The organism is Cohnella herbarum, assembly GCF_012849095.1.
Classification (GTDB): Bacteria; Bacillota; Bacilli; order Paenibacillales; family Paenibacillaceae; genus Cohnella; species Cohnella herbarum.
In genome coordinates this window covers 2,841,701-2,866,544 of sequence record NZ_CP051680.1, presented here as the reverse complement: position 1 = coordinate 2,866,544, position 24,844 = coordinate 2,841,701, and the positions used below count along the sequence as shown (strand labels likewise).

Annotated in this window: 20 protein-coding genes; 19 read left to right on the top strand and 1 reads right to left on the bottom strand. The window is 51.7% G+C overall.

Annotated elements, in window-relative coordinates; all coding sequences use genetic code 11:
- The first annotated feature begins 63 nt into the window (after positions 1-63).
- The 13 genes from HH215_RS12790 to ppk1 all read left to right on the top strand — a co-directional run bounded on the left by HH215_RS12790 (position 64) and on the right by ppk1 (position 15,992).
- Positions 64-921, top strand: coding sequence for an ABC transporter permease (locus HH215_RS12790; RefSeq protein WP_169284369.1), 858 nt, complete (start codon positions 64-66; stop codon positions 919-921).
- Positions 922-967: 46 nt separating this feature from the next.
- On the top strand, positions 968-1,855 hold the full coding sequence (locus tag HH215_RS12785; RefSeq protein WP_169280257.1) for a carbohydrate ABC transporter permease: 888 nt from the start codon (positions 968-970) through the stop codon (positions 1,853-1,855).
- A 31-nt stretch (positions 1,856-1,886) separates the two neighbouring features.
- Positions 1,887-3,767 (top strand): heparinase II/III domain-containing protein, encoded by a 1,881-nt coding sequence (locus HH215_RS12780; protein ID WP_169280256.1) that lies wholly within the window; start codon positions 1,887-1,889, stop codon positions 3,765-3,767.
- Between the two features lie 64 nt (positions 3,768-3,831).
- A complete protein-coding gene (locus tag HH215_RS12775) occupies positions 3,832-5,949 on the top strand; it encodes a hypothetical protein (RefSeq protein ID WP_169280255.1) in 2,118 nt (705 codons plus the stop codon).
- 12 nt (positions 5,950-5,961) lie between these two features.
- Positions 5,962-7,092: a glycoside hydrolase family 172 protein gene (locus HH215_RS12770; protein WP_169280254.1), complete on the top strand. Its 1,131-nt coding sequence runs from the start codon at positions 5,962-5,964 to the stop codon at positions 7,090-7,092.
- A gap of 785 nt (positions 7,093-7,877) precedes the next feature.
- Positions 7,878-8,621: an alpha/beta hydrolase gene (locus HH215_RS12765; RefSeq protein ID WP_169280253.1), complete on the top strand. Its 744-nt coding sequence runs from the start codon at positions 7,878-7,880 to the stop codon at positions 8,619-8,621.
- Positions 8,622-8,828: 207 nt separating this feature from the next.
- Complete coding sequence (locus tag HH215_RS12760) at positions 8,829-9,017, top strand: glutamate decarboxylase (protein ID WP_135151778.1); 189 nt, start codon at positions 8,829-8,831, stop codon at positions 9,015-9,017.
- A gap of 56 nt (positions 9,018-9,073) precedes the next feature.
- Positions 9,074-9,940: an acetyl-CoA carboxylase, carboxyltransferase subunit beta gene (accD, locus tag HH215_RS12755; RefSeq protein WP_169280252.1), complete on the top strand. Its 867-nt coding sequence runs from the start codon at positions 9,074-9,076 to the stop codon at positions 9,938-9,940.
- Entirely contained in the window at positions 9,930-10,895 is a 966-nt protein-coding gene (locus HH215_RS12750) for an acetyl-CoA carboxylase carboxyltransferase subunit alpha (protein ID WP_169280251.1), read from the top strand. The genes accD and HH215_RS12750 overlap by 11 nt, the downstream gene beginning before the upstream one ends.
- 47 nt (positions 10,896-10,942) lie before the next feature.
- Positions 10,943-12,697, top strand: a complete 1,755-nt coding sequence (pyk, locus tag HH215_RS12745; RefSeq protein WP_169280250.1) for a pyruvate kinase — start codon at positions 10,943-10,945, stop codon at positions 12,695-12,697.
- Positions 12,698-12,802: 105 nt separating this feature from the next.
- Complete coding sequence (locus HH215_RS12740) at positions 12,803-13,273, top strand: acyl-CoA thioesterase (RefSeq protein WP_169280249.1); 471 nt, start codon at positions 12,803-12,805, stop codon at positions 13,271-13,273.
- A 51-nt stretch (positions 13,274-13,324) separates the two neighbouring features.
- Positions 13,325-13,726, top strand: a complete 402-nt coding sequence (locus tag HH215_RS12735) for an FxsA family protein (RefSeq protein WP_169280248.1) — start codon at positions 13,325-13,327, stop codon at positions 13,724-13,726.
- Between the two features lie 181 nt (positions 13,727-13,907).
- Entirely contained in the window at positions 13,908-15,992 is a 2,085-nt protein-coding gene (ppk1, locus tag HH215_RS12730) for a polyphosphate kinase 1 (protein WP_169280247.1), read from the top strand.
- A 13-nt stretch (positions 15,993-16,005) separates the two neighbouring features.
- Here ppk1 and HH215_RS12725 read toward each other — a convergent pair whose 3' ends face one another.
- On the bottom strand, positions 16,006-17,553 hold the full coding sequence (locus HH215_RS12725; protein WP_169280246.1) for a Ppx/GppA phosphatase family protein: 1,548 nt from the start codon (positions 17,551-17,553) through the stop codon (positions 16,006-16,008).
- Between the two features lie 422 nt (positions 17,554-17,975).
- Between HH215_RS12725 and citZ the strand changes: the two genes are divergently transcribed.
- The 6 genes from citZ to HH215_RS12695 all read left to right on the top strand — a co-directional run bounded on the left by citZ (position 17,976) and on the right by HH215_RS12695 (position 24,776).
- On the top strand, positions 17,976-19,091 hold the full coding sequence (gene citZ / locus HH215_RS12720) for a citrate synthase (RefSeq protein ID WP_169280245.1): 1,116 nt from the start codon (positions 17,976-17,978) through the stop codon (positions 19,089-19,091).
- A 101-nt stretch (positions 19,092-19,192) separates the two neighbouring features.
- The gene (gene icd / locus HH215_RS12715) at positions 19,193-20,485 is read left to right on the top strand and encodes an NADP-dependent isocitrate dehydrogenase (RefSeq protein WP_169280244.1); all 1,293 of its coding nucleotides are present in this window, start codon (positions 19,193-19,195) and stop codon (positions 20,483-20,485) included.
- 663 nt (positions 20,486-21,148) lie between these two features.
- The gene (gene mdh / locus HH215_RS12710; RefSeq protein WP_169280243.1) at positions 21,149-22,093 is read left to right on the top strand and encodes a malate dehydrogenase; all 945 of its coding nucleotides are present in this window, start codon (positions 21,149-21,151) and stop codon (positions 22,091-22,093) included.
- 187 nt (positions 22,094-22,280) lie between these two features.
- Complete coding sequence (locus HH215_RS12705) at positions 22,281-22,715, top strand: DUF2269 family protein (protein ID WP_169280242.1); 435 nt, start codon at positions 22,281-22,283, stop codon at positions 22,713-22,715.
- Between the two features lie 144 nt (positions 22,716-22,859).
- Positions 22,860-24,062: an MDR family MFS transporter gene (locus HH215_RS12700; RefSeq protein WP_169280241.1), complete on the top strand. Its 1,203-nt coding sequence runs from the start codon at positions 22,860-22,862 to the stop codon at positions 24,060-24,062.
- Between the two features lie 99 nt (positions 24,063-24,161).
- A complete protein-coding gene (locus HH215_RS12695; RefSeq protein WP_169280240.1) occupies positions 24,162-24,776 on the top strand; it encodes a hypothetical protein in 615 nt (204 codons plus the stop codon).
- The last annotated feature ends 68 nt before the right edge of the window (positions 24,777-24,844 follow it).

Below are 24,844 nucleotides of genomic sequence, written 5' to 3'. Positions count from 1 at the left end.
AGCAGCAGGAGGGATAGGGAAGTGACGCGCAGAAACTGGAAAATCGAACTGCCGCTCCATTTAATGTTATTGCCGGGGCTTATCTTGGTTCTATTATTCTGTTACGGGCCGATGGCAGGCATCCTTATCGCGTTTCAAAATTACATCCCGGTTAAGGGGATAACGGGCTCGGAATGGGTCGGTTTGGAACATTTTCGGTACGTGTACAGCTTGCCCGAAACGATGACGGTGTTCCGCAATACGGTCGTTATCGCTTCGATGAAGATTGTCGGCGGACTGTTCGCTCCGCTGATCACCGCGCTATTGCTGAACGAAATCGGCAAACGATTGTTCAAACGTTCTGTGCAAACGATTATCTATATGCCGCACTTTTTATCCTGGGTTATTATGGCGGGCATTCTGCTCGACGTGCTGTCTCCTACGACGGGCATCGTCAACGCCTTTCTCGATTGGTTGGGCATAACGAAAGTGTTCTTTCTCGGCAATGCCGATTGGTTTCCGTACGTTCTCGTAGGCACGGATATTTTGAAAGAGTTCGGCTTCGGCACGATCGTCTATCTCGCTGCGATTACGGGCATTAACCCTGCGCTGTATGAAGCCGCTGTTCTGGACGGAGCCAACCGGTGGAAGCAGACGCTTCATATTACGATACCCGGAATCGTGCCGATCATCGTGCTGCTGTTAACGCTCGGACTCGGCAACGTGCTTAACGCGGGATTCGACCAAGTGTTTAACCTGTACAGCCCTTCAGTCTATTCGACGGGCGATATTCTCGACACTTACGTCTATCGCATCGGGCTTGGCAACGGCCAATACGGAGTAGCCACGGCGGTGGGCTTATTCAAATCGGTCATCTCTCTCGTCTTGATCTCGGTTTCCTATTTGCTCGCATACCGATTAGCCAATTATCGCATCTTTTGATAGGCAACTTAGGAAAGTTGTACAACCTCGAAGGGAGGGTGACGCTTTGGTACAGCATTATTCATGGAGCCGGAAAATGTTTGTCGTATTCAATTATTCTATTCTTGCGATTGTATCGCTGATTTGTATTTTACCGTTGGTTAACGTGCTTGCCATATCGTTTAGCTCCGCGGCGGCAATCGAGGGCGGAAGAGTATCGCTATGGCCTGTCGAATTCACGACGCGCGCCTATACTTTCGTCGCTTCCAAGAAAGAGTTTCTCACCTCGATGGGAATTTCCGTTCAAAGGGTATTGCTCGGCGTTATCGTGAATATGACGTTAACGATACTGACCGCATACCCGCTATCCAAAGAGGCGGCCCAGCTAAAGTTCCGTACGGGGTACGCTTGGGTATTCGTCTTTACGATGCTGTTTACGGGCGGGCTTATCCCGACATACATGGTCATAAGGGAACTGGGGATGATCGATTCGTTATGGTCGCTCGTGCTCCCTGGAGCCGTTCCGGTGTTTAACGTCATCCTCATGCTTAACTTCTTTCGCAATTTGCCCAAGGAGCTGTCGGAATCGGCCTTTATCGACGGTGCCGGCCATTGGAAAACCCTTTGGAAGATTATCGTTCCGTTATCGATGCCTTCCATAGCCACGGTTATGTTGTTTACGATCGTAGGCCATTGGAACGAATGGTTCAACGGGTTGATCTACATGAACGATCCGATTCATTATCCGCTGGCCAGTTATCTGCAGACGATCGTCGTTAAGATGGATATGACGCAGTTAAACGATCCGACCGCTTTGAAATTTTTGTCTGAACTGAACGATCGAGCGTTACGGGCCGCGCAAATTTTCCTTGGGATGCTTCCGGTCCTGTGCGTCTATCCGTTCCTGCAGCGTTACTTCATGAGCGGTATCGTGCTCGGAAGCGTCAAGGAGTAAACCGAAGATTCAAGCGAAGGAAGGCGAGACGATGCTTTACGAACGATACGGAATGCGCCTTAAACAATTGTTGCTCGCGCCGGATCTCTGGGTACCGATTCCGAGGTCTGCTGACCGCGAGAGGTGGGAGGGTATCGTTCCGGAGTCCCGGGAGATGTGGATTTCTCTAGCCGAACGATATACCGATTATGCGTGGCCCGCGATCAAGATGGAAGACTACATGGCCTATTGGAAGGTCGGGGAGATATCAAAGCTTAACCTAGCTTTATTCGAAAGACGAAGCGTGCTCGGAATTCTATCCATCGCGGAGGCGATCGAAGGAAAAGGAAGGTTTCTTGATCAAGTCGTAAACGGAATATTCGCCATCTGCGAAGAAACGACGTGGGTGACGCCCGGCCACAGAAATCATTGGGACGTCGATAAGGAAGAACGCCTGCCGAGCGCGACCGAGCACGGGGTAGAGCTGTTCACGGCGGAAACTTCCGCGTTGCTGGTCTGGATTCGTTACTTGCTTCAAGACCGGCTTGACGGAATCAGCAGACGGATCGGAGAACGGATCGTCGCGGAAGTTCGGAACAGGCTGCTGACGCCTTATCTGGAGCATGACGATTATTGGTGGATGGGCTACCGGGAAGGCGTGCGGGTCAACAATTGGAACCCGTGGTGCAATGGCGCGGTCTTGACCGGGTTTCTGCTGCTTGAGGATGATCCGGAAGTCAGGCGCATAGGAATTGCCAAAGCGATGAGCAGCTTGGATGCTTTTATCCGTACGTACCCGGCAGACGGCTGCTGCGACGAAGGACCGTCGTACTGGAGCCCTTCCGGGGGAGGGCTCTATGAATGCTTGGAGCTTTTACATCTGGCTTCGGAAGGGAGAATCGACATTTTCGACGAACGAATCGTTCGGGATATCGGAGCTTATTTGTACAAAGTTCACATTCATGGGCCTTATTTCGTCTCGTTCGCCGATTGCGACGCGAAGGCTAACCCGGGAGGCGACGTCGTCATCCGCTATGGTCGAAGCACGAATGACGAAGCAATGGAGAAGATGGGATTAAGTCTTCCCTCCGGCGGACAGCCCAGCACGACAATCTGGTTCGGCATTTACGGATATTTGCGGAATATATTTCAAGAGAAGAAAGGAACGGCAAACCGGAACGATGCGCCCTATGTTAGAGATGCCTGGTTCCCTCATACGCAAGTGATGACGGCAAGGGAACGCGATGGCAGCGAGGTCGGGCTGTACTTGGCGGTTAAGGGCGGCAACAACGAGGAATCCCACAATCACAATGACGTCGGGAGCTTCATCGCGTTCGCGGACGGTTATCCTCTGTTCGTCGATCTTGGTACGGAAGAATATAGCGCTAAGACGTTCGGCGAGCAACGATACGAGCTTTGGTATTTGCAGTCGCAATATCACAATTTGCCGACGGTAGGCGGAGTGCTGCAACGAAACGGCGGGGCCTATCGGGCGACGAACGTCATCTATGGCTTGACGGACGATATGGCCGAGCTCTCCATGGAAATCGCCGAAGCCTATCCTACGGAAGCCGGGATCGACAGTTGGCGGCGTACGGCGAGGCTAATCCGCGGCAACGATGCCGCGATCGAAGTCGTGGATGCGTTCGCGATGCGCGATAGTGCGGCCAACGCTGTTTTCCACAGTCTAGTGACCCCGTGCAGGCCGGAAATGATAGGGCCGGGAAGGATTCAATTCGAATACGCCGAGGGGCGCAAAGCGATTCTGATCTATGATGCCGAGCATCTGGAAGCGCGGAGCGAACCGATCGAACATATGGAAAGCCGGTTAAAAAGAAACTGGGGCGATCGGATGTACCGCATCGTTCTCGAGGAGAAAACAGAGGTTGCAAGGGGAGAAAGGAAGCTATCCATTCGGCTTGCGACGGATTAAATTAAATTTGCTTAAATTAAAATAAATTAGATTAGATTTGATCGCTATTAATGGAGGTACGGGAATGCGATACGGGAAGGGATCGGACGATTCGGGCATCTTGCTGGGGATGGAATATGAAGATTTCGTAGCATCGATAGATTGCGGACGAATAGGCTCGGTCGCGCCGGAAGTCTCGGTCGCTTATCCGCGAACGGGAATGGCTCGCGTCCGGCTGAGCTTTCGATTGGATTCGCCCGTCGCTCAAGCGGATTGGAGCGTAACGATTCGGCCGGCTTTCCAACCCGTCTTTCACTGGTCGCCGCATTTGACTCCGACGGATGAACATGTCGTCGACCAACATTCGTTTCGTTCGCCTGCTTTGATCGCTCATGACGGCCAGCGGATGATTACGATGATTCCCGATCTGGATGCCATGATGGCAATGCCTCTTAAGTCTGCATCCGGGGACGCGAAGGAGCCAAGGTGGTATATGGACCTTAATGCTCCGCGTAACGAATTGGTGCTTGGGTTATCCGCGACGGAAGTAAGGGAGCATGTGCTCTACGTTCGCAAACCGGGAACGGAGTTCCCTAGCGGAGCGCTGGAGTTCGGGTTTTATTTGGCGATAACCGCCGATCAGGAGCAAATCGCGAATCCTTGGCGCGGCGTACTCGATTTTCTATGGAACGGATGGGGCGGTAGGTTATATGCCGCGGGCCAGCCGTTGGCAGGATCGCTGGAGCCGTACGTGCAGCATGCCTATGAATGGGCGTTTCGACGGTGGGAACACGCCGTCTGGCAGCAGTTCGAGCTGGAAGGACGGGACGTCGGAGCTCCGGCGTTCATCGTTAACGTGCAACAAAGTCCTAACTACCCCGGCGTCGCAAGCGAGCGGGAATTTCGTTCGATATGGAACCAGGCTTGGTTCAGTTCCCTTCGTTCGGCTCAAGGGTTATATCGTTATGGCAAGCGGATCGGCAACGACGAATACGTCCGCCGCGCGATGCTTGCGAAGGAACTGGCTCTAGCCGCGCCTCAACGGGGAGGGTTATTCCCGAGCGTGATCGCGACCGAGATGGACGCATTCGAAGAGAACGGGACGCGGATCAATCGCTCCCGGGGCTGGGATACGAAATATTGGGGCAATTCGAACCGTAATCCTTTTACGCGGAGCGCCAAGGAGTCGCCATACCATATTCTCGATATGAGTTGGACGGCTTTGCTCATGTTGAGGTGGCATGACGAGTTGGAAACGGATGCGCGGTTAATCGATTACGCGGCGTCCTATGCGGAGGCTCTGCTTCCGTTGCAAGACGAACGCGGGTTTTTCCCTGGCTGGATCGATCCCGTAACCTTAAAGCCTTGCGGCATTCTGGACGATAGTCCGGAGACATCGATGTCCGTTACGTTCCTGCTTAAGTTATACGAATTAACGAAGAGGGAAACCTTCCTCGACTCGGCATTGCTGGCTATGAAGGCCGTAACCGAACGTATTGTGCCGGAGGGGCGCTGGGAAGATTTCGAAACGTACTATTCTTGCTCTTCGTACGGTCATGATCATCTGCTTGGACGCAAAGCAGAACGGAACAACATGTACAAGCAATGTAATTTCTCGATGTTCTGGACGGCGGAAGCGCTGTTGGAATGTTATTTGACGACTCGGGATTCTGCTTATCTTCAGCTCGGACGCCGTTGTTTGGACGAAATGCTGATGACGCAAGCCTCCTGGCAGCCTCCGTACATTTTCGTACCGGCGCTTGGCGGTTTCGGGGTGATGAACGTCGACGGGGAATGGAACGACTCTCGCCAGAGTCTGTTCGCCGAAATTATCCTTCGCTATGGAAAGGAACTTGGCGTGGAGGAATACGTTCAACGCGGCATAGCGGCTATGCGCGCTTCGTTCGTGTTGATGTATTGTCCGGAAAATCCCGAGGTCAAAGCCCGGTGGGAGCAGGCATGGCCTTTTTTCGGGGAACGGGATTACGGGTTTATGATGGAAAATTACGGGCACGGCGGAAGAACGCATGCCGAAGACGATTACATGGGAGATTTTACGATATTCGATTGGGGCAACGGAGCAGCGGCGGAAAGCTACATGAGACTGACGGATCATTATGGAGAATCTTTGCTCGATCAAGCGGATTCGGGGCAGGAGCTCGGCGGCGGCACAACCTTGCGGGGACACGAGAGAAAAACATAAGGGGAGATCGACATGCGGGAACCGTTGTACGCGATGCCGCGCGGAGTAGAAACGCGCTGGGCGTCGCCCGAGAATCGAACGGGAGGCAAAGGCATCGCGGCTATGGCGAAGGGAGGGAGGAAAGGCTCGCCTTGCCTTTCGATTAAGGCTAAGGAGGAGGTCGTTCTTGCGCGGGAGGATGGGGTAAGCGGGATGATTCGCCGAATCTGGGTGACGTTAAACGACCGCAGCCCGCGAATGCTGCGCTCGCTTCGCTTGGAATTCTATTGGGACGGGGCGGAGAAAGCGGCCGCTAGCGCTCCGCTCGGAGATTTTTTCGGAACGGGGCTCGGCAGGATGGCGGCATTCCAGTCGTCCCTCTTCAGCAGTCCGGAAGGTCGCAGCTTTAATTGTTTCGTTCCCATGCCCTTTCGTACCGGAATGAAGGTGACGTTGACCAACGAAGGCGATACGGATTTGGGAATGTTTTTCTACGACATCGATTATACGGTAGGGGATCGTCACGGCGAAGACGCGCTCTACTTCCACGCCCATTTCCGCCGGGAGCGTCCTACCGTATTGAGGGAAGATTACGAGATTGTTCCGCGATTGCACGGTAGAGGACGGTTTCTCGGGGCGAACATCGGCGTCAAGCCGGATGCCGTAACCTATGGACTCACTTGGTGGGGAGAAGGAGAATGCAAAATCTACTTGGACGGGGACGATTCTTATCCCACTTTGTGCAGTACCGGGACCGAGGATTATATCGGAACAGGCTGGGAGCAGGGGCGGTTCGGTCATCTATATCAGGGCTGTCATGTCGCGGATAAAGAGAGGCTGGAATTTTGTTTCTATCGCTACCATGTGCCGGATCCGGTTTATTTTCAAGAGGATATTCGCGTGACGATGCAGCAAATCGGCTATTGGGAACCAAGAACGATAGAGGTTATGCGCCAAGCGAACGCAACTGTTATGTTGGCGGGAGAAGGGCACAGGACGATCTCGTTTGGCAACGGCTCGGAGGTGCCGGATTATGGTAACTTCGAGAGGCGGGACGATTGGTCGAGCTGCGCTTATTTCTATCTGGATCGCCCGTATTCGGAATTGCCGGAGCTCGATCCGGTCGAGAAAAGAGTAGAAGCGATAGGGGAAGATACGGTATGACTTTGAGAGCTGAAAAGGAACGCGAGATTAAAGTCGGCGGAGTGGAGCGGCAACGCGATCGAGAATAACGGCTCGGATGCCGAAGGTTACGGAATTTACGCGGAAGGCTATTCCCTGGACAATCGGTTCGAGAACAACGTGATTCGGGACACCGGAAGCGGGCGCCAGCGGTTGCCAACGGGTGGCCGACCGGTTTGAAGATTCGGTTGAAAATTTTGTTTTTGTCGTTGACGGCGTGGAATCATCGGTCGTGTAGGGTTGGGAACACCTTAGCGGAACGCCGTTCCTCTATTTGGATTGATTCCCCCGTCTGTCTTTATGGTAAAGGAACTGCGTTCCTTTAAATCTTATTAACTAGAGTAAAAACAGGTTTTATTGCGCAAATAAAGGATCTGCATTCCGTTATGATGTACGAGTTTGGTAGCGATAAGTGCGATAGAGGAACTGAGTTCCGTTAACGTCTTATTCGCTTGAACGCAAGACCACTTTCGATAAGGCACGGGTTTGTTCACAAACTTCCAAAGTCGAAAACTCAGCCTGTGACCTGAAGTTCCAATTGGAACAAGCAGATTCACAGGCTGAGCGCGTTATCCTATCGGTTGCGGCCGCCGGGGGATGATATGGCGCTCTAGCGGCTGTGGCAGCCGTAAAAAAAGCTCGAATGAAGCTGCAGCAGTCCAAAATGAACGTAACGACGAGATATGCATGCTACATGCTCGTTTTCTGTTCCTCCCCATCGTGGATTCTGCTAAAATAAAACATACAAACGAAAGGGTGGATGAACAGTGGCGTTGCTACAATGCGAGTTTATTTCGGAATCGCTCGAGATTTCCGCTTCAATGAACGTAATCCTGCCTCAAGGAAAATTGGAAAGACCGTTTCAGACGCTGTACCTGCTGCACGGACTGTCCGACAACCATACGATCTGGTGCCGACGCACCTCCATAGAGCGTTATGCCGACCAACACGGCATCGCGGTCGTTATGCCTGCGGTCAATAGAAGTTTCTATGCCGATATGAGCCATGGCGCGAAGTATTGGACTTTCGTCAGCGAAGAGCTGCCAAAGATTGCTCGTTCGTTCTTTCCGTTATCTTCCGAGCGCGAGGACAATTTCGTGGCCGGGTTATCCATGGGCGGATACGGTGCTTTGAAGCTCGGTTTGTCATTTCCGGAACGGTATGCAGCTGCGGCCAGTTTGTCCGGAGCGGTGGACGTAAATCGACTTGCGACTGAAGGGTTCGGCGGTGACATCAGCAACGTATTCAGCGATCCTGCGGCCGTTAAGGGGTCGTCCGCGGACTTGTTCGCGCTTGCGGAACGCGCGGCGGACAGACAAGACATTCCGATGCTCTATCAGTACTGCGGCACCGAAGATTTCCTATATGATGACAACGTCAGATTCCGCGATCATCTCCGAAAGTTGCAAATAAACGCTACTCACGTAGAGGAGCCGGGTACGCACGAATGGGGATGTTGGGATCGTCAAATAGAGCGCGTTCTGCAATGGCTTCCGTTAAAGCGCGATTAGTCGCAATCGTTCGTTCTAATCCGTCGGCGCTAGGGAAACTGCCGTTGTTTGGTTGCTAGTGTTGCGGCATCTGTGCTATGATTTCTTTATTGCTTAAGAGGTTGTTCGAAAAGTCTTCGATCGTTAGCGACAGGTTTACCTGACTTTTTGAACTCGTAGTTTATCTTTTCATTCATTGAACGACTAAGAAATTGGGGGTACCGCTTCATGTGGACGGTCATCTACATCGCACCGACCGCTAAGATCGCCGAACGGATTCAGAAGCGTCTGACGGATGAAGGATTTCTCGTACAGGTACGCCCCATTAACCTTACCAAACCGCAGTACGAAATATTGGTCCCATCTGGAGAAGTGCGGGAAGTGCAAGAGGTATTAGGCAGCATTCTGCACCTGTAATTCAGTACGATACCCAAAGCTTGACGGTCCCCATATATCGCTTGTGAGGTGTCGATGTGTTCAAGGATTTATTTCAAAAGAAAAAATACGCCGTCGTTCCTTCGGAGCGTACGAAAAGGGATATTCCCGAAGGGCTAATGAATCGATGCCCGAAATGCGGTCAAATCCAGCTCAGCAAGGAACTGGAGAAAAATCTTAAGGTGTGTTCCGGTTGCGGACACCACTATCGATTGAACGCCTGGGAGCGCATCGCTATGACGCTCGATGAGGGGCGTCTTTTTGAGATTGACGAAAACCTGATCTCTGAAGATCCGTTGAACTTTCCCGGTTATGCGTCGAAGCTCGAGCAACAGAAAGCAAGCTCCGGTCTGAAGGATGCGGTCGTTACCGGCGAAGGCGAAATCGGAGGATTTCCGGTCGTCATCGGCGTTATGAGCTTCGATTTCTTCAGCGGCAGCATGGGTTCGGTCGTTGGGGAGAAGGTCACACGCGCAATCGAGAAGGCTACGGAGAAGAAACTTCCTCTCGTCTTTTTCTCGACTTCCGGCGGAGCCCGGATGCAAGAGAGTATTCTAAGTTTGATGCAAATGGCCAAAACTAGCGCTGCGCTTGCTAAGTTTCAAGAGCAAGGCGGGTTATTCATTTCCATATTCACGGATCCTACGCTTGGCGGCGTATCCGCGAGTTTTGCGAGCCTTGGCGACTTTAATTTGGCCGAGCCGGGCGCGATCGTCGGGTTTGCCGGACGGATCGTCATCGAACAGACGATTCGCCAGAAGCTGCCCGATAACTTCCAAACGGCCGAATTCAACCTGAAGCATGGCCAATTGGACAAAGTCGTGCACCGTAAGGAAATGAAAACGTTGCTGACCAAACTTCTAGATATGCATGCGGGGAAAGGAGAGCTGGCCGATGTCCAGTGAACTGCCCTTTGAGAGGCCGCTTGTCGAACTACGCAAAAAAATAGATGAACTCAAGCATTTCGGAGCCGAGAAGGAAATCGACTTCACGGATGAAATCGGACGGCTCGAAGAGCGGTACAAGCAGCTTGAAGATGAGATCTACACGAATATGAGCGCGGCTCAGATCATGCACATGGCTCGTCATCACCAGCGTCCGACGTCTCTTGATTACATAAATCTCGTTTTTACGGATTTTATCGAGCTGCACGGGGACCGGGTATTCGCCGACGATTTGGCTATCGTCGGAGGACTGGCTAAGCTTAACGGCATTCCGGTTACGATTGTCGGCCACCAACGAGGGAAAGATACTAAGGACAACATCCAGCGTTTCTTCGGCAGTCCCCATCCGGAGGGCTTCCGCAAAGCGCTGCGTTTCATGCAGCAGGCGAATAAATTCGGTCGTCCGATCATTACGTTCATCGACACGAAGGGCGCGTATCCCGGCAACACCGCCGAGGAACGCAATCAATCGGAAGCGATCGCCCGTAATTTGATCGAGATGGCGAAGTTCGGCGTGCCGATCATCTGCGTCGTCATCGGAGAAGGCGGAAGCGGCGGAGCATTGGCGCTTGGCGTCGGCAATCGGGTGCTCATGCTGGAGAACGCGATTTATTCGGCCATTTCGCCGAACGGAGCCGCGTCGATCCTGTGGAAAGATGCCTCCAAAGCGGATGAAGCAGCGGAAGCAATGAAAATAACCGCCAAACATTTGCTCGAGTTCGGCATCATCGAAGATATTATTCCGGAGCCGCAGGGCGGCGCTCATCGCGATAAAGAAATGCAGTCGGAAGCGATCAAAGACGCGTTATGGCGCCATTTGCAAGAACTATTGCAGATGACGCCGGATCAATTAAGGGAAGACCGGTACCAGAAGTTCCGTAAAGTCGGGCGTTTCGGTACCGCTGAGCTTGAATAGCTCATATAAATGCGAACATGGATAGATAAACGGAGGAAAAAGAAATCATGCGTAAAACGAAAATCGTCTGTACGATCGGGCCATCCAGCGAGTCGCTGGAAAATACGAAAAAATTAATTACCGCCGGCATGAACGTTGCCCGCTTGAACTTCTCGCACGGAGACTTCGAGGAGCACGGCAACCGGATGAAAGCGATTCGCCAAGCTTGCCAAGAATTGAACAAAACGGTAGCGATTCTACTCGATACCAAAGGACCGGAAATCCGTCTTGGCAAATTGAAAGAAGAGCCGATCGAGCTCGTTCAAGGGGAATACATTACCTTGACGACCGAAGAGATCTTGGGCGATATTAATCGCGTTCCGATTACTTACAAGGAATTGCCGGGTGACGTTCGCGTAGGTTCGACGATTCTGATCGACGACGGTTTGATCGGAATGACGGTCGTTGACATTCAAGGCACCGAAATCAAGTGCCAAATCGTCAACAGCGGCCAAATCAAAAGCAAAAAAGGCGTAAACGTACCGGGTGTAGCTATCTCGATGCCGGGTCTTACGGAAAAAGATATCGGCGATATCAAATTCGGAATCGAGATGGGCGTGGATTTCATCGCGGCATCGTTCGTGCGCCGCGCAAGCGACGTTCTGGAAATCCGCGAGCTTCTGGAGCGTCATGACGCTCGCCACATTCAAATCATTTCCAAGATCGAGAATCAACAAGGTGTAGACAACCTGGACGAAATTCTTGAAGTTTCGGATGGGCTTATGGTTGCTCGCGGAGATCTCGGCGTAGAAATCCCGGCCGAAGAAGTTCCTCTCGTTCAGAAGCTGATGATCGAGAAATGTAACCGCGCGGGTAAACCGGTAATTACCGCAACGCAAATGCTCGATTCCATGCAACGCAATCCTCGTCCGACGCGCGCCGAAGCTTCCGACGTGGCGAACGCTATCTTCGACGGCACGGACGCGATCATGTTATCCGGCGAGACGGCCGCGGGCAAATATCCAGTCGAATCTGTATTGACGATGTCCCGTATCGCCGAGCGCGCGGAATCGGCGTTGCATTACCGCGAAATTTTCATCAAACAAGCGAATGCCCAACAAACTTCCGTTACGGAAGCGATCAGCCAAGCCGTGGCGAACTCCGCTCTTGATCTCGAAGCGAAAGCGATCGTCACATCCACGGAGAGCGGCTACACGGCTCGCATGATTTCCAAATACAAACCGAAATCCCAGATCATTGCCGTAACTCCGGTCGAGCAAGTGCTTCGTCGCTTACAGCTCGTATGGGGCGTCATTCCGGTCAAAGGAGTGTCCGCGGCAACGACGGACGAAATGTTCGAAATCGCGGTTAAAGGAGCTATGGATACAGGGCTCGTTCAACTTGGCGATACGATCATTATTACGGCAGGCGTACCTGTCGGACGTTCCGGAACGACGAACCTGATCAAAATTCACAACGTCGGCGAACTGATCGCGCAAGGTCAAGGGATCGGATCGCAAAGCGCTACCGGCAAAATCGTGATCGCGAATACGCCTGAAGAGGCCATTCGTAAGATGACGAGGGGAGCGATCCTCGTTGCGCCTTCGACCGATAAAGAATACATGCCTGCTTTCGAGAAAGCAGCTGCAGTTATTACGGAATGCGGCGGCATTACTTGCCACGCGGCGGTAGTCGGCCTTAACCTGGGTATCCCGGTTATCGTTGGCGTCAACGATGCGATTAAGCTGCTTGCTGACGGCATGGAAGTTACCTTGTACGCGGAGCACGGCGTCATTTACTCCGGTCAAGCAAGAGTTATGTAATTTACCGAGAAATCGGTTTAATAGTTGTCGATTCCCCGCAGCGGAGCTGTGGGGAATCTTTATATCCGGATGTCGTATTAAACCTAGCTAAGGGGAGGTAATCGAATGGGAAGATGGTTTCTGCATCCGATGCGGGTACGGTACCAAGAAACCGATCAAATGGGGGTCGTATACCACGCGAACTATTTGAACTGGTTCGAGATCGGAAGAACCGAATGGGTCCGACAAGCGGGAATTACGTATAAAGAGATGGAGGCTAGAGGGCTGCTGTTACCGGTAACGGACGTCGAGGCTTCATTTAAGCAACCGGCTCTCTATGACGATTGGATCACGATAGCGACCCAGGTAGCCGAAATGACGAGCGTTCGGGTAAGATTCGAATCGCGGGTGTTAAGCGGCAATCTTGCCGAAAGCTTCGGAGACCTCTATGAAGGGGACGAGCCGCCGGGAGTTCTTCTGGTTCGGGGAGGTACGAAACACGTGTGGGTGAATAAGGAATGGAAGCCCGTCCGCTTCGCGCGGGAAGCCCCGGACTGGTATGATAGGATGGTACGGCTCGCGGCTCGCCGGGAATAATCGCTAACGAAAGTCAGAATTCGACACTTGATTCAGGATGGGGGATTGGATATGCAAAAGAAGTTGCTGCCCGTGCTCGTGATCGCAATGCTGATTGAATTCTGGGGCATTTATATGGTTGGGCAATGGATCGGGGGATTGGGAACTTTCGTTTTCCTGATCGCCGCAGCGTTCTTAGGCGTCTGGCTCATTAAGACGGAAGGACGGAGAGTGTGGCAGCAAGCCCAACAGCAGATGCAAGCGGGACAAGTTCCCGGCCACACGTTGCTGGAGGGACTTTGCGTATTGCTAGGGGGAATATTGCTTATCGTGCCGGGATTTATTACCGACATTATCGGGTTAACGTTGGTTCTTCCGTTCACCCGTCCCCTGTACAGATTAATGATGTATCGTTGGTTGGAGCGCAAAGTCCGCAGCGGCGATTTTACGTTATATCGGGGACCTAGGGGGTAACGGTTGGCGGTTTGACCTCTAATCATTCGATTTTTTTCGGCATTAGAAACCGTACTTCGGTTTCTTTTAACCTGACGATAACAAAACGTTAACGTCTAGTTTACAATCGACCAACATAATGAAAGAGACAAGTTAGGTCCATTGGCTCAAGTCGCTTGCAGGATGAACAGGGGGAAGCAATGTGTCTAGCGTCAAGAAGTATATTAACCGGGATTTAAGTTGGCTGGAGTTCAATAGGCGCGTGCTCGAGGAAGCCGAAGACCCGGGAACGCCGCTGCTGGAGCGCTTTCAATTTCTATCCATCGTACAAAGCAACCTGGATGAATTTATGAGCGTGAGGGTAGCGGGATTGCAAGCGCAAAGCAAAGCGGGTTATATGAAAACGGATTTTACGGGATATACGCCTCAAGGACTTATTAAAAGGCTTATGAAACGGACGACGCGGATGGTTCGCGAACAATACCGGACTTACCGGGACCTGTTGCGGTTATTGGCCAAAGAAGGCGTTGCCTTTACGACCTTCAAGGAATTAAACGAAGACCAGAAGACGGCGTTAACGACCTATTTTAAGCAGATTATTTACCCGGTACTTACTCCGATGGCCGTCGATCAAAGCCGTCCTTTTCCGTTATTGCATAGCAAGGAGCTCTACTTGGCCGTCGTACTTAAGCAAGAAGCTCAGGGTTCGCAAGAGGAAGAGGAGACGACGTTCTGCGCCCTTGTTCAAGTGCCTTCGATATTGGCGCGCACGGTGCTCGTTCCGGGTCGAAGGAATAGTAGAAAGCTGAGCTATTTATTGCTCGAAGATTTAATCAAGGAACATATAGGCCTACTGTTCAGCGGGTACAGGACGGAAGCCGTGCATGCTTTCAGGGTGACGCGCAACTCGGACTTGACGTTAAACGAGGAAGGCGCGGAAGACTTGTTGCAAGAGATCGAGAAGGAATTGCGTCGTCGTCGGCGAGGATTGCCCGTCAGGTTAGAGGTGGAAAAAGGACTTCACGAGGATGCAATGGAGCTGTTAAGGGACGAGCTCGAGCTGGAGGAGGACATGTTCGACGAGATCGAAGGCCCTCTCGATCTAGGCTTCTTGTCTAAATTCGTGGGGACGTTGCCGAATTACGACCATCTCCGATATCCGAAGCATGAGCCTGTATATCCGGAAGAGTTCGACGAATCGGAAGATATGTTATCCGTTCTTCGCGAGAAAGACGTGCTTGTGTATCATCCTTACGAATCGTTCGAAGTCGTTAACGATTTTATTTTGGAGGCTGCCGAAGACCCCGAAGTGCTCGCGATCAAGATGACGTTATACCGGGTAAGCGTGAACTCCATACTGATTCAGGCGTTGGCGAGAGCGGCGGAATCCGGGAAACAGGTAACCGTCGTCGTCGAGATTAAAGCGCGTTTCGATGAAGCCCGCAACATCGCATGGGCTCGTCAGCTCGAAAAGGCGGGTTGCCACGTCGTATACGGCTTGGTCGGGTTGAAGACGCATGCCAAGATTACGTTGGTAGTCCGCAGGGAAGCCGGAACTTTGCGCCGATACGTTCACGTAGGTACCGGAAATTATAACGAGAACACGGCTCGGCTCTATACCGATGCGGGTTTGTTTACGAGTCACCCGGATATCGGGGCGGATGCAACGGCGTTGTTCAACGAGATGACCGGGTATTCGACGCCTCATCTATGGTCTTCGTTTGCCGTAGCTCCGATCGGCTTGAAGCCGAAGCTGTTCGAATTGATCGATCGGGAGATCGGCCATGCCAACGCGGGGCGGCCGGCTCGTATCGTGGCGAAAATGAATTCCCTATCTAACCAGTCGATGATCGATAAGCTATACGAAGCCTCGCAGGCAGGCGTGAAAATCGAATTGATCGTCCGCGGCGTATGTTGTTTGCGTCCCGGAGTGATCGGGTTAAGCGAGAATATTCGGGTAATCAGCATCGTGGATCGTTATCTTGAGCACGCGAGAATTCTCGCGGTCGCGGGCGGCGGAGCGGAAGAGGTTTATATTTCCAGCGCGGATTGGATGACTCGCAATTTAAGCCGAAGAGTCGAACTCATGTGTCCCGTATACGATCCGGGGCTTCGCGACATGCTGATGAATGTGCTTCATATGAACTTGAAAGACAATGTCAAAGCAAGGGAGCTTCAATCCACTGGCACTTATGATCGGGTGCAAAGTCAGGAAGCGCCGCTGCGCAGTCAATTCGAAACGGCGAATATCCCGTTGTGGAAATCGATTGCGGCAGCGTACGAGTAAGCAAGCGGGGGAATTATCTTAGGCGAACGTTCAGTTCGGGGGTAATTCCCCAGTTTTTTTTGAATTCCTTGGCGATGTTATCTACTTCCATTCGCTCGACGGGGAGAGGATGGTCGGCATCCGCGAATAGGCGGAGCTTGTTGCCTTTAACGGATAATTCCAATGATTTAATCGCCTGCGACTCGCTCCGATCGAGTGCCGCTGCCAATTGCAGCAGGGAGCCTAGCTTGGCAATGATCTCGACGTCGCCTTCCGCGAGCATGGAGCGGTAAGGGGCAAGCTTGCGCCTAAGCGGATTAGATCCTCGGTACGACGCGATAGACCCGGTCAGTAGCATCTCTCTGTGGGATAAACCGTACCACTGCATATGCAGCAGCATGTAGAAAGTATGATCCGCGCTGTCGTTGTAATCGATGACCGTTCCGATCCGGAAAAGCCGTGCGGCGGTTTCCAACCAACGGCGGCATCCGAGCGGCATCGATTGTTTGGGGGACAACTGGTCGAATAGGGACAAAGCTAATTTATGCACCTGTTGGAGATGCACTTCGGGCACGACCGGATATAATGCGCTCAAATTGCGAATGCTTTCTTCCAAAACATAGTCCGCCGAGTCGGATCGGCGGCGATTATCGGGAAGGCAGGTTTCGTAAAACAACCCGTCGCGTAATCCGGTGCCGCATACGACTAACCGGGAGGTTGCCGTCCGCTGGAGTACCCCCAGCAGGATTGCCAGACCCGGAACGATGACGTCGCCGCGGTCCTTGGACAATCCCGGCAGCTTGCGTCGTTGATCCACATGGATTGCGGCAAGCCGATCAAGCGTCGAGCTAAGATCGGGAACGGTCAATTCATAACCGTGAAGATGAGGAAACGGATAATTCGATTCCCGCTGGCGAAGCTTGGCTAGAGCGCGGACGGTACCGCCCAGTCCGATGAGCGGAAGCCCGGGATGGCGCGAAATCCATTTCTCGATACCGAGCAGGCGATGGACTTCCGACTGAATAGCCGTGAGCGCGGATTGCGGGACGGCACCGTTTCCGAGCGAGTATTTCGCGGAAGTATTTACGCAACCGATTGGAAATGAAACGGCCGATACGACTTTCCGATTTTGGATCAACGTAATTTCGGTGCTTCCCCCGCCGATATCCACGACGAAGCAATCGGAGAGGCTAAGACTGTTCAGCATCGCTTGGCTTCCAATGCGGGCTTCGTCTTCTCCCGATAAAATTTCTATGGAGATTCCGGTTGCGGTGTACAGACGCCGCAGGATGTCGTCCCGATTCACGGCTTGCCTGATGGCTGCCGTCGCAACTGCGCGGATATGGTTCGCTCCGTGCTTCTGGCATATCCGCGAGAAGTGCCTGAGCACTTCCGCAAGCTCGTCGACGACGTCTTCGGGCAATCCTCCGTCTTTGTCCATCCGCTGGCTTAAACGGGCAGCCCAGCGCCCTTGGTCAACGACGCGGTAAGCCCCGTTGTCCGTCAGCTGATAAACGGAAAGACGAACGGTGTTCGAACCGATATCGATTATCCCGGTCATTTGATTCGTGTTTGCATTCATGTCGTCTTTGTCCTCCAACCGCAACGAAAGCCTATTCGTCCTTCGTTCATGAAACCCGATATTTGAATCCGAGCTTTAATTGTATCACAAATAACCGTTCGAATAATTAGAGGGTTTACGCAAATGATTAAGGTTACCGAGTATCTAGCGCTTCGTGATCAAAAGCTGACTTATTGAATTACCTCTCAAGAACGATTGCTTATGGTGCCGATAAAACAATTTGATGCCGCAATCGGTTCCATTCGCCTTTGAAATCGATTATCATTAAAAAAGGTCAAAAAATGTTAAGTTATTCGTGGTTTGCGTTCATTATTGAGTCGGGAGAGCTTCTTGCTCTCGCGCAGACGTATCTTGACGTCATTGTGCAGCTTGTTCAGACAAGCCGATTGATCTGAATTTTACGGATAAAGGAGAGAGAAAATATGACAGCAACAAAAGGTCTTGAAGGCATCGTCGCGGCGAAATCGACGATCAGCTCGATTATCGACGGCGTCCTGACATACCAAGGCATTAACATCGACGAATTGGCAGAGCATGCCACGTTCGAAGAAGTCGCGTACTTATTGTGGCATGGCAAGCTTCCAACTCAATCGGAGCTGGACGGGCTTATCTCAGAGATAGGCGAATACTCGGCTATTCCGGCCGAAGTGATCGCAGGCATAAGATTGTATCCGAACGGCAGCAACTCGATGGCCGCGTTACGTACCGCGATTTCCAGTCTAGCGTTGTACGACGCCTCGGCTAACGAAATGAGCAAAGAAGCCAACTATCGCAAAGCGGTTAAATTGCAAGCGCAATTGCCGACCGTAGTGGCTGCTTATGCTCGTATTCGCGAGGGCAAAGAACCGATCGCACCGAAAAAAGGCGTGGGAGTCGCTCACAACTTCCTGTATATGCTTACCGGAGAAGAACCGGCGCAAGTGGCTATCGAAGCAATGGACAAGGCTCTCGTGTTGCACGCGGACCATGAGTTGAACGCTTCTACTTTCGCGGCTCGCGTTACGGTTGCGACTCTGTCGGATATTTATTCCGGCGTAACGTCCGCTATCGGAGCTTTGAAAGGCCCGTTACACGGCGGCGCTAACGAAGCGGTAATGGTGATGTTGGATGAAATCGGCTCCCTTGGTAACGTTGAGCCTTATATCCAAGCAAAGCTCGATAACAAAGAAAAAGTGATGGGCTTCGGTCACCGCGTTTACAAAAACGGAGACCCTCGTGCTAAACACTTAATGCAAATGTCCCGTCAACTCGGCGAGTTGAAAGGCGATATGACGCTCTACGAAATGTCCATCAAGATTGATGATCTCGTGACCAGCCAGAAGGGCTTGAAGCCGAACGTAGATTTCTACTCCGCTTCTTGTTACACGATGCTGGGCATTCCTCGCGATCTGTTCACGCCGATCTTCGCCATCAGCAGGGTTTCCGGTTGGACGGCTCATATTTTGGAGCAATACGAAGACAATCGCTTGATCCGCCCTCGTGCCGAGTACGTAGGACCGGTAGATCAGCACTATGTGCCGATCTCTAAGCGTGGCTAATTTTAATGCGAATGCCGGCGGGGTGCCTCCTTGCCTAGTTGCGGAGGCATGCCGCCGATTCTTTGCGAAATAAAACCATTAATCAGGAGGAATTACAAAACATGAAACTCGAAAAATTCGCAGCGCCGACTTCCGGCGAGAAAATTACGGTACAAAACGGCGTTCTCAACGTTCCTAACAATCCGATTATCCCTTTCATCGAGGGCGACGGCACGGGCCGCGATATCTGGAAAGCTTCCAAGCGCGTTCTTGACGCAGCGGTCGAGAAAGCATACAAAGGCGAAAAACAAATCGCTTGGTACGAAGTGTTCGCCGGCGAGAAAGCTTTCAACGAATACGGCGAATGGTTGCCTGCCGATACGTTGACTGCAATCCGCGAGATGATCATCGCGATCAAAGGACCTTTGACTACGCCGATCGGCGGCGGTATCCGTTCCCTGAACGTTGCTCTTCGCCAAGAGCTGGATCTGTACGTGTGTTTGCGTCCGGTTCGTTACTTCGACGGAGTACCTTCTCCGGTTAAACGCCCCGAGCTTGTCGACATGGTTATTTTCCGCGAAAATACGGAGGACATCTATGCCGGTATCGAGTATCAATCCGGATCCGAGCAAGTGAAAAAAGTACTTGAATTCCTGCAAAAAGAAATGGGAGTTAACAAAATCCGTTTCCCGGAAACTTCCGGTATCGGTATCAAGCCGGTTTCCGAAGACGGCTCCAAGCGTCTTGTTCGCGCGGCTATCGAATACGCAATTAAGCACGGACGCAAATCCGTTACTCTTGTTCATAAAGGCAACATCATGAAATACACCGAAGGCGCGTTCAAAAACTGGGGTTACGAAGTGGCTGAACAAGAATTCGGAGATAAAGTATTCACATGGTCCGAATACGACATCATCAAAGCGGACAAAGGCGAAGAAGCGGCTAACGCGGCTCAGAAAGCGGCTCTTGATTCCGGCAAAATCCTGATCAAAGACGCTATCGCCGATATCGCTCTTCAACAAGTTCTGACTCGTCCGACCGACTTCGACGTTATCGCTACGTTGAACCTGAACGGCGACTACCTGTCCGATGCTTTGGCGGCACAAGTCGGCGGAATCGGTATCGCTCCGGGAGCTAACATCAACTACTTGACTGGACATGCCATTTTCGAAGCGACTCACGGTACTGCTCCTAAATACGCGGACAAAGACGTTGTAAACCCAGGTTCCGTTATCCTTTCCGGCGTTATGATGCTCGAGCACTTGGGCTGGTTGGAAGCTGCGGACCTCATCTACAAAGGCTTGGAAACTTCGATCAACAGCAAAGTCGTAACTTATGACTTCGCTCGTTTGATGGAAGGCGCTACTGAAGTTAAATGTTCGGCGTTTGCGGACGAAATAATTAAGAACTTCTAGAAATTCTTTTTCCCCTCGCCGGGGAGGCTATTAACCCCTGTGTCCCCGTCGCGGGGAGGGCTCGATCCCCCTAAGTCCCCCTTTCCAAGGGGGATTCCAAGGGCTTGCAGCCCTCTGGACACCCGCCTTCGCGGAGACAGTTACCGACGAGCGGTTGGGGGCGGGGCTAGCTTGTGGTGCAGGTGCGCGAGCGAGGAGAGTCGAACCAGCGCCTAATCGGGCGGTGGTTTTCCCGGCAGAAAGAGGAGGCGCGAGCTTGTTGCACGCTCGCGCCTTTTTCCGAGCTGGTATCGCGCTCGAGAGTGCTGTATGGGATACGCAACTCGTAAATAAATCAAACATTTGATGAATAGTTGCATTTTATGCAACTATTTTCCGTAAACTAGTGGAATTCGCAGAGGTAGTTGTATTAAGTGCAATTAGTTGTTCAGGTTACGTGCAATTACGCCGGGACTGGCTGAACTAAATGTACTTTTTGCAACTATTGCTAGTTAAGAAGGGTTTCAGGGTAAGATTAGGTGTACGATGTGCAACTAGCGTAAACTTAGGGTGAGTTTTCGGCTGATTTGGACGTGAGTCATGTAATAAGCTTTAAAGCGAATTTACTTTCCATGCATGCTCGGGCGCCGAGGCGTTCGGGTGTCTTCCAAGGAGGACCTTAAGATGGCAATCAAACGTGCGAAAATTACGGTCGTTGGCGCAGGATTCACGGGAGCGACTACGGCGCTTATGCTGGCTCAGAAGGAACTGGGGGATGTCGTTCTTCTCGATATCCCGCAACTGGAAAACCCAACGAAAGGCAAAGCGCTCGATATGATGGAATCGACTCCGGTTCAAGGAATCGACTCCAACATCGTGGGGACTTCCGACTATCAAGATTCCGCTAACTCCGACGTCGTCATCATTACGGCTGGAATTGCTCGTAAACCGGGCATGAGCCGCGACGATCTCGTTAACACGAACGCGGGAATCGTGAAATCCGTTTGCGAGAACATCAAAGCGACTAGCCCGAATTGTTACGTCATTATCCTGTCCAACCCGGTCGACGCGATGACTTACGTTGCGAACAAAGCGCTGGGTTTCCCGAAAAACCGCGTGATCGGGCAGTCCGGAGTACTGGATACGGCGCGTTACAACACTTTCCTGGCGCAAGCTTTGAACGTTTCCGTTGAAGATGTGCGCGGCGTCGTTCTCGGCGGCCACGGCGACGACATGGTTCCACTCGTGCGTTACACGACGATCGGGGGAATCCCGGTCGAAAAATTGCTGCCTAAAGAGCAAATTGACACGATCGTAGCCCGCACGCGAGTAGGTGGCGGCGAAATCGTTAATTTGCTTGGCAACGGCAGCGCGTACTACGCTCCGGCAGCATCGCTCGTGCAAATGACGGAAGCGATTCTGAAGGACAAGAAACGCATTCTGCCGATTATCGCTTTGTTGCAAGGCGAGTATGGCTACGACAACCTGTTCATGGGCGTATTGGCTGTTCTCGGTGGAGACGGCATCGAGAAAATTTTCGAAATCGATCTGTCCGACGAAGAGAAAGCGGCGCTCGAGAAATCGGCCGAATCCGTTCGTAACGTGATCAAGATCGTCGAGAATGCATAAGCCAAGCCTCTAATTCGAATTCGCGGGAGAGCCTTCGGGCTCTCTTTTTTTTGAAAAAGGCTCCCAATCTTGGTTGGAATTCATGAAGGATTCGTGTGGATTGCGGACTTTTGGTTTTGTTCGGTCGCCTTTTTGTGTATACTGAGGTTGTCTTAGTTAGTTTGTTAACTATTGGAGGGAACGGCAAATGTTAAATGTGATGTTGTTTTTGCACATCGTAGGTGCGGTCGGCATGGGAGTATATGCGATTATGCCTTTTGTGGTCGGTAAATTCAAGCAATTGTCGGGCACGGCTCAAGAAGGTTTGGCTACCGGACTCATCTCGGGCGGAAGAGTTGGACAATACGCTCTGGTCTTGCAATTGTTAACGGGAGGGTATTTGATATCCAACTCCGATGCAGGCGATTACACGGTGGCTTGGATGGTAGTCGTTATCGTCATCTTCGTGGCGCTCGGCGCACTATCCGGAATCGTTCAAGCACCGCTTAAGAGAATTGCCGCAGCTTCCGTGAACGGGGAGAACGCGAGCTCTTCGATCTCGAGAGTTCAGACGATCAGCGCGATTATTTTCATTCTTTTCTTAGTCATCATTTGGCTAATGCAAGTACCTTGGTATAAGTAATCGTTATGAATGGATAGCATTTCGATTTCGAAACCTCATTCCGTCATTCGACGGGTGAGGTTTTTTGCTTAATTTTGTGATCGTCGTCTATGATATAATGCTTAAATTATTATATCCTTACACATAGAGCGGTTGATGATTGAGATGAAAAATAACGTAATGGCAAGTTTACTAGGCAGATATGACAGCGGAATATGGATAAGAGTGCTCGGATCGGCGTTGACGACCATTACGGGGTTTATGATCCGCCCGTTTCTCGTGCTCTACCTTTACGATCAAATGGATGGCTCGGTCATTCTTCCGATGATTATCGTCGGACTGCAGCCGCTTTGCGGAATGTTCGTGAGTTGGTACGGAGGAGGATGGAGCGATCGTTACGGTCGTAAACCTATCATGTTAACGGCTTTATTCCTCCAGATGATATGTATGGTCGGTTACGTATTCGCGGAGGATGTGTGGCAATACGCGATGATTTCGATCGTGAACGGTATAGGGTTCGCTTTATATATGCCGGCTGCGAACGCGCAAATTACGGACATGGTATCGGAAGATAAACGGGCCGAGGTTTTCGCTTTGATGCATACGGCGTTTAACGTGGGAGCTGCGGTCGGACCGGTGTTAGGCTTGTTAATGTTCGATTGGAATCCTTCGGCCGTGTTTATATTGTCGGCGATTTCCTTTGTCATCTATGGATCGATCGTATGGCTGAAGCTGCCCGAGACCGCTCCGTTAACGAAAGGACATTCGGGATCGAACATCAAGCGAGCGCATGCGAAAACGAAATTTTCGTGGAAGTTGCACAAGCCGATTTTACTGATGACGGTGCTCAGTCTACCCGTCGGGCTGCTCTACGCGCAGGTGGAGTCGACCTTGCCGCTTCATCTGCAAACGAACTTCGATTCTTACCGCACGGTATTGGCGTCTCTGCTTACCTTTAACGGAATTATGGTCATTGCGTTGCAAATTTGGATCGCTAGGCGAACGGAAGCCGTAAGCTCGCACCTGATCATCGCTGTCTCTTATGCATTATTCGCCATCGTTTCCATCGGTTACGGTTATTCGAATACCATCTTGTGGTTATTTGCCGCGGAGTTTATTTTTACGATCGGCGAGATGATTTTCGGTCCTCATATGCAGAAAAGCGTATCGATTATGGCGCCGGAGGAGCAGAGAGGGTTCTACTTTTCCGTGTATGGCTCAAGCCAACTGTTATCCCGCGGGCTGGGTCCGATTTTAGGCGGATTAATGCTAAGTTGGAGTAACGGCGAGACGTTATTCGTTGCTTTGGCCGTACTTATTGGAATCGCCGGTTTCTTGCAAGTGAAGGTGATTCGGAAGTACGCGTAACGGATTTAGGCAGGTACCGAGAAAGTTGAAACCGACTTTGTTTAAGAGAAATGAAACCATTTTTGCCATATTTACGTCTTAAAGCTGAGGTGATCGTCTTTGTTAAAACGAATGTTTATGTTATTCCTCTGCGGCGTATTTATGTTAGGGGTATGGAGCGCGGTTAAACCGAAGTCCGCTTATGCCTGCTCATGCGCCGCGCCTCCTGCAGTAAGCGAGGAGTTAGCACGGAAAACGGCTATTTTCTCCGGAAAAGTCGTTGCCGTTAAACCGCCCGAGCAGAAAGAAATCATGTCTACCGCCGATCCGATCAAAGTGACGTTCGCCGTCGATCAAGTGTGGAAAGGGGAGGTAGGGGAGAAAACGGTCGTAGGCACCGCCTCCAGCTCGGCAAGCTGCGGAATCGAGAGCTTCGCTATGGACGCCGAATACATCGTGTACGCCTATGGAGAGCCCGACCAATTAGAAACCGGAATATGCGAAAGAACGAAGCTTCTGTCGAACGCGAACGAAGACCTAACGGCTCTGGGAATCGGTAAAAAGCCATCGAAGCTGTCCAATGTAGCCGAAGGCGCGAAACCAATCGACCAGGTAGAAGGCTCCGATCAGCCGCCGAAAGAGAAGCCGAACGGTTATTTTTTGATCCCTATCGGGGGGTTGGCCGTTATTCTTGTTTTCGTTGTCATGCTCCTTAAGTTCAGAAGGAAAACCTAAACAGGCCGTGAACTGAACGCGAACACAATAATAAGGGCTAGGACATCAGATTATCGTCTGATCTCCTA